Here is a 6,539-nt window from a genome sequence, read left to right as displayed (position 1 = left end):
GCGCAAAGCCTTTGCGCTGCTCGGCATTGACCCCGCCTGTTCCCAGTAGCCAGCCTCTGCCGCTTGAAAATCTCCCGGCGTTTCAATGGGTTAGATTGGTCACTGATTCAAACTTCGGACTAGGTGCGGATCGGCAGTGCAAAGTCGCCACGACCGGCTACATGGTGCGACAGCTCACGCTTGGAGGCGGCCTCACCCCCGGCTTTCCCGCCTGAACCGCGTCGGCGCATGGCCGGTCCAGCGCTGGAACGCCCGGCGAAACGCTTCCTCGCTGGCAAAGCCAAGCTGCTCCGCGATCCTTCCTACCGACCAGTTGGTCGTGGACAGGCATTGTTCGGCGTACTCCTGCAGGCTGTGTTCGCGCAGTACCCGGTAACTGCTGCCATCGGCAGCGAGACGGCGGCGCAGGGTCGGCTCGCTCACATCGAAGCGTGTGGCCAGCTCGGCCAGGGTCGGCAGCCGCGCGCCATGGACCAGCGCTGCATGCAGGATGCCGTGCACCTGCTGGCTCAGTGATACGACCTCGACCGGCGCACCGATCAGCCGGTAAGGAAAATCGTCCAGGAAGGCATCGAGCTCCGCTGCCTGGCGCACGATCGGCCGGTCGAGCAACGCCTCGTCGAATTCGAATCCGTAGGTCTGGGCGCCGGACGTCACGGCGGCATGGAACAGGCCCAGGAAAGGCATGGCGTCCTCGCGCCGGGGATGCGCCAGGTAGACATGGGCCGGGCGTAGCGGCTGGCCGACCAGCCAGCCGAACAAGAGCATATAGAAGAAGAGCCCGGTCAGGTCCACCAGGCAAGCCGCGGAGGTTTTCGAACGCCGCAGCGAATCCATGCGGAACACCGCCTGGCCTGCGTTTTGCCCCAGGCTTAGCGCGCCAGCGCGCGGATACAGCATCGCGCAGAAGTCGGCAGCACAGTGAATTGCCTCCCTTAGCGTCTGGCTGCTCAATACACAGCGGCACAACAAGTCCACTTCCTGCTTGCGCATCGGGGGGTGGCCGTTTCCTTTGGCGACCAGGGCTTCCAGCCGCTCGATCGCGGCGCGATAGAGCGCGGTGAACTGGGCTGGCGGCGCAGGCCCGGATGCGCCGGATGTGCCGGCGGCAGGCGGAACCTCGACGCCCTGCCGCTTCAGTTCTTCCAGCAGGCGCTGCACCATGCCCTCCGGCACAGGTACGGGATTCCCCGGTATGTAGGCATTCATGGGCGCTCGTCGTGACTGCTTCGGTAGCGGTTATTGATCGTCCGGGTAGGGATTCGGTGCGGCCAGGCCTCCCATAATCATCCCGGCACTTCCACCCGCGCAACAGCTTGCGCAAGGCCTGGGCCATGGAGGTTGCCATGCCATCAACGCCATGCCCATACGGGACAACCCACGGGACCACCCATGACCGCGCTTCCCTCCCGCACCCCCCCGGCGCCGGCCCCGCAGCCTTGCTGCGCCCTGCCTGCTTCGCGCGAGACACAACCATGATCCACATACTCGATGAAATCGTGCTCACGCCCGGGCACGTGCCCACTGCGCTGAGCCTGCTGGAAAGCCAGTACCTGCCCGGCAGCGCCGCCAGGGGCCTGGCGCTTCTGCAGCGCTGGGTTTCGCCGCCCGTGGCGCTGGAAGATGCACCCAATACGCTGTGGCTGCTGTGGCAAGTGGCGGATGCGCCGGCCTACTACGGCATGCGCGCCAGCATCGATGCCCCGGCCCTCGCCTTCTGGTCGACAGTCGACACGCTGTGTGATGCTCGCCGCCGCCATGTGATGGCCGATGCGACACATGCGCTGACCCAGCGCAAGGAGCATTGCGATGCGGCTTGAGACAGCGCAGGTCCGATTGCATGCCGGCATCTGCGCCGGGACATGCACCCAGGAGCAAGCCCTGCTTGCCCGGGTTGAAACGCTGCCAGGTCTGCGTCACGTGGCGATCGGCAGGAACCTGGCGGGAAGCTGGGGGGCTGGCGACTACACGCTCGACCTGCAATTCGAGCCGGACGGGTCCGAGTCACCCGCTCCCGGCGCCGGCCTGGCTGCCGCGCTCAGCGGCATGGCAGAAGTGGATAGCGTCGCATATAGCCCGGTCTCGGGCGGACTGCGGGCTCCTCAGTTGCGCCACGGGATCTGGCGCACGCTGATGTTGCGGGTCCGGCCTGAAGCGCCGGACTGGCAGGTCCGCGGCCTTGAGCAGGACCTGCTGCGGATGCCCGAGTACATGCCCGGCATCCTCAACTGGCGGCTGGCCCGCGTCCTGTCGCCCGGCACCTGGACCCATGTCTGGCAGCAGGAGTTCGCCAGCGCGGACGACCTGCTGGGCGAATACCTGATGCACCCCTTCCATTGGGGCCGCGTCGACCGATGGTTCGACCCCGAGTTTCCCGAGTGGACAGTCGATGCGATCTCTCATGCCTTCTGCCCGCTCAAGACAAGCCTGATTGCCAACCAGAACCGTAAAGAGGAATACGCGCCATGACCGCACACGGAACACTGACAGGAAAGATTGCGCTGGTGACCGGCGCCAGCCGCGGCATCGGCCGTGCCATCGCGCAGCGCTTCGCGGCGGAGGGTGCGCTGGTGGTTGCCACGGCGCGGAGCATAGGGCAGTCCGATGACGAACCTGGCACGCTGGCCGAGACAGTCAGCCTGATCAGGCGGCAAGGGGGCAGTGCCATTGCGCTGGCGGCGGATCTGGAGGACCCGGCGCAGCGCGACAACCTGGTGGCGCAGGCGGCAAAGGCGGCGGGCGGTCTCGACATCCTGGTCAACAATGCTGGCATGGCGGAGTACAGCCGCGTCGAACCGATGCCGCTGGAGATCTTCGACAAGACGGTCGAGCACTACCTGCGCATCCCCTTCGTGCTCAGCCGTGCAGCGATCCCGCTGATGCGCACACGCGGCGCTGGGTGGATCCTGAACCTGGGCTCCGTCACCGCCCTGTCGCCCTCGCGCCCGTATCAGGACTTTGACCGGGCTGGCGGGGTCACGGCTTACGCCGCGGCCAAGGCCGCCATCAACCGATTCACCGAGGGCCTTGCAGCGGAACTGGAGGCCGACAATATCGCGGTCAATTCCGTGGCGCCCAGCACGGCGATCCGCACGCCAGGCAGCGAGCGCTATATCCCGGACGGCTATCCGACCGAGCCAGTGGAGTACCTGGTGGAAACGGCGCTTGCGCTTTGCAGCGTTCCGGCCCGCCTGCGCACTGGCCACATCGCCCATAGCCTGCACTTCCCCCTGGCGCACGGACTGGACGTTCGTACGCTTGACGGCCAAGGCATGCTGCCGCCGCCCGTGATCCCGTCCTGGGCACATCCTGGTTTGAACCACGAACTGTCCGCAAGGTGAACCCAATGGAGAAGAGCATGCGCGCTGTCGTGATCGACCGTACCGGCGGATCTGACGTACTCAGGCTTGGCGACGTCCCGAGGCCGGAACCCGCTGCCGGCGAAGTCCTGATCCGCGTGGCCTGTGCCGGCGTGAATCCCGCGGACTGGAAATGCCGTGAAGGCTACCTGAGCCACTTCATGCAATACAGCTTCCCATTCGTGATCGGCTTCGATGCCAGCGGCGTCGTGGCGGCGGTGGGGACTGGCGTCAAGAACTTCGTCCCGGGCCAGCGCGTGTTCGCGCAGACCGGAGTCGGCGCAGGCAAGTGGGGGTCCTATGCGGAGTACGTTGCGGTCAGCCAGGATTGCGTGGTGCCGATACCCGACAACCTGGGATTTGCCGAAGCCGCGGCAGTCCCGACCCCGGCGCTGGCCGCCTGGACGGGACTCTTCGATGAAGGCGGACTCAAGCCAGGCCAGACGGTGCTGGTTCATGGCGGTGCCGGCGCGGTCGGCACGTTTGCCGTGCAACTGGCAAAGGCAGCCGGTGCGACCGTCGCTGCCACCTGCAGCGCGGTACGCCGCGACGAGTTGGTGGCGCTCGGCTGCGACCTGGCAATCGACTACCGGGGCGGCGATATCGCTGCCGCTGTGCAGGCATGGGCGCCGGCCGGCGTCGACCTGGTATTGGACGCCGTTGGCTGCGGCACCCTGCCCAACGGCATGGACCTGCTCAGGCCCGGCAGCATCCTTGTCGCCATCCTGACGCTGGTCAGTGGCGACAACGGCCCGGATCCTGCCGAAGCCGCGCGGCGCGGCGTCCGCACCGCCGTGGCGTTCAGCAAGATGCCCAGCGGCGCGCGGCTGCGCGAGATCGCGTCGCTGCTCGGCAACGCACGCCTGCGACCGCCTCGCATCGAGTGCCTGCCGCTGGAACTGGCCGGACGCGCGCTCGACCTGGTCCAGTCGGGCAAGGCGGCAAGCAAGCTGGTGCTGCGTATCGCCGAGCCAGCCAATGCTGGCGCATGACCATAACACCATCGAAATCGGAGTAGAGACAATGAAGAGCAAGGCCTTCCTGCTGCGCACCATAGCCGGCGCGGTGCTAGCCGCCTCACAGATGACCGCACCCGCCCTGGCCGCGATGACGCCTGACGAAGTCAGGCGCCTGGACGGCCCGCTCACGCCAATGGGTGCCGAACGGTCCGCCAACAAGGATGGCAGCATCCCCGCATGGAGCGGCAAGTGGCAGGCCTCGCCCGCAGGCGTGGCATTCCGGCCGGGCGATGCGTACCCCGATCCCTACGCGTCGGAACAACCGCTGGCAACGATCACGGCCCAGAACCTGGAGCAGTACCGTGCTCACCTGAGCGACGGACAGCTCGCCATGTTCAAGCTTTACCCGGCAACCTTCAAGATGGCGATCTATCCCAGCCATCGCGACTTCCGCTATGGCGATGCCGTCTACAAGGCGGGACCTGGCAATACAATCCCGGCACCCGCCGCGTACGGCAGGCACCCGAGTTCGGTTTCGACCAGCCGCTGGGGCCGGGCGGCTTCCGCACCGTGGACGACGATCGCCTGTTCAATGGCTCCGGCGAACGCTACGACTGGAAGATTGTCGGCAAGCGCGAAATCTATATTCCCTACCACGACTACAAGCTGGTGAATCCCGCCGTCAAGTACGCCGAGCTGCTGGGCCCCAACCATGCGGCACCCGACTTCATCCGCTACGAACTGCACCGCGTCTGGGTGCTCGAAGCCAGGCTGAAGCAAGGCTTCCGGCATCAGTATGCGAAGCGCGTCCTGTACCTGGACGAGGACACCTGGATGGCAGTGCTTGCCGACAACTACGATGCCCGCGGCCAGTTGTGGCGAACCAATATGCAAGCGTCGCTTTACGCCTACGATGCACGGCGCTACTACCCGGCAGTAGCGTTCTATCATGACCTCACCGCCGGCTCCTATCTGGCGGACCGGCTGACCAATGAAGGGAAGCCGGTACGCCTGAACAACAGTCCCCAGTTCAGCGAAGCGTATTTTTCGCCCGATTCGATCCGGGGGTCGGGGCACTGACGATCCTGCCGCGCGGACGCAGGAACTCACGGCTCCTGGACACATTCCTGCGACCGCCGCAATGCTGGAAACGAGGGTGCCTTGGAACGTCGCCCTCGTGTTGCCATCCAGCACAGGATCGACCCCGCACAAACCATCGATGCGCCCTTCCAGAAGGCAATCGATAGTGGTGTACGCAGGAGCATGGCCGCCAGCGCAGCGGAAAGGACCGGAATGAAGTAGGAGGCGCCGGCAAGGACGGTGACGTTGCCATGCAGGATGCCAACATTCCAGGCCGCATTTCCTCATACCACGCGCCATGCGCAATCGCCTTGTACGCGAGCATTGTGCGGAAGGACGACCAGCCCGCATCGAGGACGGACTTCGCCATGCTGGTCCTGGCGAGGCCGGCGGCGTTCACATTACCCACCGCGATATAGTCGAAGTCCCGCACGATGCGATGCGAGAGCTTGTGCAGGAAGTCGCGCCGCGCATTGGCGATGCGCGCGTGGAGGTTCGTGGCCTGCCGCCGCTTGCGCGCACGCTGCGCCTTGGCAAGGGCTTGCTCGAGTTGGCCAAGGTGACGCGGATTCTCGATCTTCTCGCCCGTGGAGAGCGTTGCAAGTTCCTTCAAGCCCAGGTCGATGCCGACGCCGCGCGCCGGGGAGCGGGCCTGGGTGTCGGCAACTTCAATCACGATGTTCAGGAACCAGTTGCCTCGTGCGTCGCGGGAGAAATTCGTGCCGTCCTTGATCTTGCCTTCGGGAAGGGGGCGGGAGTTGAAAACGCGAAACGTATTGCCGGCAAAGCGGAACGCATCGCCAGAACGCTTGAGATCTCGCCCCTTGAGCGGCACCCAGCCGAGGGATCTGCGGCCGCGATAGCGCAGGTACGGCCGGCGGTGCTGGCTACGCGACTTGGCGTACTGCTCGCAAACCGCGTTGACGGTACCCGAATGGATGCCAAGCTCCCTGCTGCTGCCGGTCGTCAGCACGTTCAGAACGAAACCCGTGGGCCATTTCTTGCCCCACTTGAGTGCGTGCTTCTGCTAGAAGCATGCCGGTCATTCTAATTTGGGATTGCTTGCTGCCGGCAGCACTCCTTTCACTCCCCGCCCTGAAGGGCAGGGTTTCTCGGAGCAAGGCTGATGAATCGCAGTTCC

General features: G+C 65.4%; 5 protein-coding genes and 3 pseudogenes. 5 read left to right on the top strand and 3 right to left on the bottom strand.

The window, feature by feature from the left end; genetic code table 11:
- Positions 1-192: 192 nt before the first annotated feature.
- Positions 193-1,209 (bottom strand): helix-turn-helix domain-containing protein, encoded by a 1,017-nt coding sequence (locus DN412_RS36885; protein ID WP_244222972.1) that lies wholly within the window; start codon positions 1,207-1,209, stop codon positions 193-195.
- 266 nt (positions 1,210-1,475) lie between these two features.
- Between DN412_RS36885 and DN412_RS36880 the strand changes: the two genes are divergently transcribed.
- From DN412_RS36880 to DN412_RS36860, 5 genes and pseudogenes are all read left to right on the top strand, one after another.
- On the top strand, positions 1,476-1,820 hold the full coding sequence (locus DN412_RS36880) for a hypothetical protein (protein WP_115216055.1): 345 nt from the start codon (positions 1,476-1,478) through the stop codon (positions 1,818-1,820).
- Positions 1,810-2,469 carry a Dabb family protein gene (locus tag DN412_RS36875; RefSeq protein WP_115216054.1) on the top strand — a complete coding sequence of 220 codons (660 nt, stop codon included), beginning with the start codon at positions 1,810-1,812 and terminating at the stop codon, positions 2,467-2,469. The genes DN412_RS36880 and DN412_RS36875 overlap by 11 nt, the downstream gene beginning before the upstream one ends.
- The gene (locus tag DN412_RS36870; RefSeq protein WP_115216053.1) at positions 2,466-3,341 is read left to right on the top strand and encodes an SDR family NAD(P)-dependent oxidoreductase; all 876 of its coding nucleotides are present in this window, start codon (positions 2,466-2,468) and stop codon (positions 3,339-3,341) included. The genes DN412_RS36875 and DN412_RS36870 overlap by 4 nt, the downstream gene beginning before the upstream one ends.
- A 17-nt stretch (positions 3,342-3,358) precedes the next feature.
- On the top strand, positions 3,359-4,351 hold the full coding sequence (locus tag DN412_RS36865) for an NADP-dependent oxidoreductase (protein WP_115216052.1): 993 nt from the start codon (positions 3,359-3,361) through the stop codon (positions 4,349-4,351).
- Positions 4,352-4,382: 31 nt separating this feature from the next.
- A pseudogene (locus tag DN412_RS36860) lies at positions 4,383-5,398 on the top strand (DUF1329 domain-containing protein).
- Between the two features lie 26 nt (positions 5,399-5,424).
- Here DN412_RS36860 and DN412_RS36855 read toward each other — a convergent pair.
- Together DN412_RS36855 and DN412_RS36850 are read right to left on the bottom strand one after the other, a co-directional pair.
- Positions 5,425-5,682: pseudogene (locus tag DN412_RS36855) on the bottom strand (aromatic amino acid DMT transporter YddG); the annotation flags it as partial.
- A pseudogene (locus DN412_RS36850) lies at positions 5,646-6,425 on the bottom strand (RNA-guided endonuclease InsQ/TnpB family protein); the annotation flags it as partial. The pseudogenes DN412_RS36850 and DN412_RS36855, both read right to left, overlap by 37 nt.
- Positions 6,426-6,539 lie beyond the last annotated feature (114 nt).

Origin of the sequence: Cupriavidus lacunae (assembly GCF_003353055.1) — a bacterium.
In the GTDB taxonomy this organism is placed as follows: domain Bacteria; phylum Pseudomonadota; class Gammaproteobacteria; order Burkholderiales; family Burkholderiaceae; genus Cupriavidus; species Cupriavidus lacunae.
Note: the sequence above shows the minus strand (reverse complement) of the source record. Positions and strands in the feature narration are given on the sequence as shown.